The organism is Escherichia sp. MOD1-EC7003, from assembly GCF_002965065.1.
GTDB lineage: Bacteria > Pseudomonadota > Gammaproteobacteria > Enterobacterales > Enterobacteriaceae > Escherichia.
Map to the genome: position 1 here is coordinate 1 of NZ_PTRE01000136.1, position 1,612 is coordinate 1,612.

Below are 1,612 nucleotides of genomic sequence, written 5' to 3' on the forward strand. Positions count from 1 at the left end.
GAAACTCGCTGATATGGTGATCAACGGTCGTCTGATGCAGGCGTAAAGCCTGAGCAATCATAGTCGAACTCCAGCCTTCGGAGGCCAGAAGAATGGCTTTAATACGATCACAAACGCGCTTATCACGACTGGAATCATGAAGACGTTCAAGTTCAGCTTTTTGTTGGTCAGAGATGAATATTTTCATGTTGGACAGCATGATCTCCTGCTGCTGAAAAATCAAGCACTTTCAATGATTACGGGTATATATGATTTTAATCATTTATATAGTCGTCAAAATATTTACAAACAAAAGACCCATCAGGACGCAATATTTCCAACTCCAAGATAGAACTAAATTTAATTTCACCACTTATCTTTGTAAAATCAAAAAAATATCCCGCAGCGCCATCGTCATCGCACATTTTTCTTATTTTCTCAGGTATTGAAAAACTAACTTTCCAAACGCAACCATTATTGGGAAAATTATCTATAAAACGCTTAGATAATTGATAATCACCTGGCTTTCCTTGGATAAAAATAAGCTGCGTGGCATGTTTCATAATATTGTTTATCTGATTATTTTTTTCATAATGTGGAAGTTCATTCTTTAGCTTTTCCGTAGCCATTTCCTTCACATAATCAAAGTTATCTGAAGAAGAAAAAAAACCAGTAACAAGCGAATCAATCTCCCCACGCTTAAAACAATTAATTTCATCGGCAAATGCATGTGATGAATATAACAAAATAAAAAATATAATAGCCTTCATATATCTCCAAAATCATTAGCGTGTATTAACATCACCAGATGTTATTACATCGGAACCTACAGCCTGTCTCACATCACCGATGCTGTTATAGACAGGAGACAAATCACTACCAGTACTAACTATATTTTTAGCCCGACACTCATAATCCTTAGGAACATAATATCCAATAAGTTCATAATGTAATTCCTCTAGATAAACCTTCTTCAATGGATTAATGGTAACGCTATCACCTTGATTCCCTCCCAATACACCAATTTCACCATCTTTTGTCTTACAATATACCAACGTTGCATGTCCTTTTTGCTCTGTATTAGGCACATGTAACACTACTATTGCTCCATATACAGGAGAATCTATTTTCACAAATTTTCTGCTCTTAGAAAAAGATTGTGAATTTGCATTAGCTATCGGATAACCGGTACATTGTAAACAATAATTTATGAAAGACGCACACCAAGCATTACGCGTACCCACCATTGTAGGATTACCAGCTCCCGTCTCATGGTGATAGTTAATACCCCCAGAGCCCTCTTGGATGTATCCCCAATGCCATCTTTCCTTCGCTTCTTTGTACGCAATCTCCATCCAAGGAGCATCTTTTTGTTCATGCGCTATAGGACACACTGGCTCCCCACTATTTTTACCCCCCACAGTGCTGAGGAATCCCCAGTAATGGGCGGGTAAAAAAAGACAGGCATAGAGTTTTGTGATCTACTGATTTGTGCAACCAATTCAATGAGATCACTTCTATGCCTGCTCGACAAGTATGTCAGAATTTTTTCCACGATGCGTTAGCACCGTTTCACAAATACCGACAAAATGCTTTGCTGGATGCCACCATCGCTCTCATCAATGGCGCATCA

3 protein-coding genes are annotated in these 1,612 nt (G+C 38.2%); all 3 read right to left on the reverse strand.

Annotated elements, in window-relative coordinates; translation table 11 throughout:
- On the reverse strand, positions 1-187 hold a 187-nt coding region (locus tag A7090_RS20675), incomplete at its 3' end, for a helix-turn-helix domain-containing protein (protein ID WP_198599600.1).
- 67 nt (positions 188-254) lie between these two features.
- Entirely contained in the window at positions 255-749 is a 495-nt protein-coding gene (locus A7090_RS20680) for a hypothetical protein (protein WP_105275353.1), read from the reverse strand.
- Between the two features lie 15 nt (positions 750-764).
- Positions 765-1,400 carry a hypothetical protein gene (locus tag A7090_RS20685; protein WP_157941486.1) on the reverse strand — a complete coding sequence of 212 codons (636 nt, stop codon included), beginning with the start codon at positions 1,398-1,400 and terminating at the stop codon, positions 765-767.
- Positions 1,401-1,612: the final 212 nt, after the last annotated feature.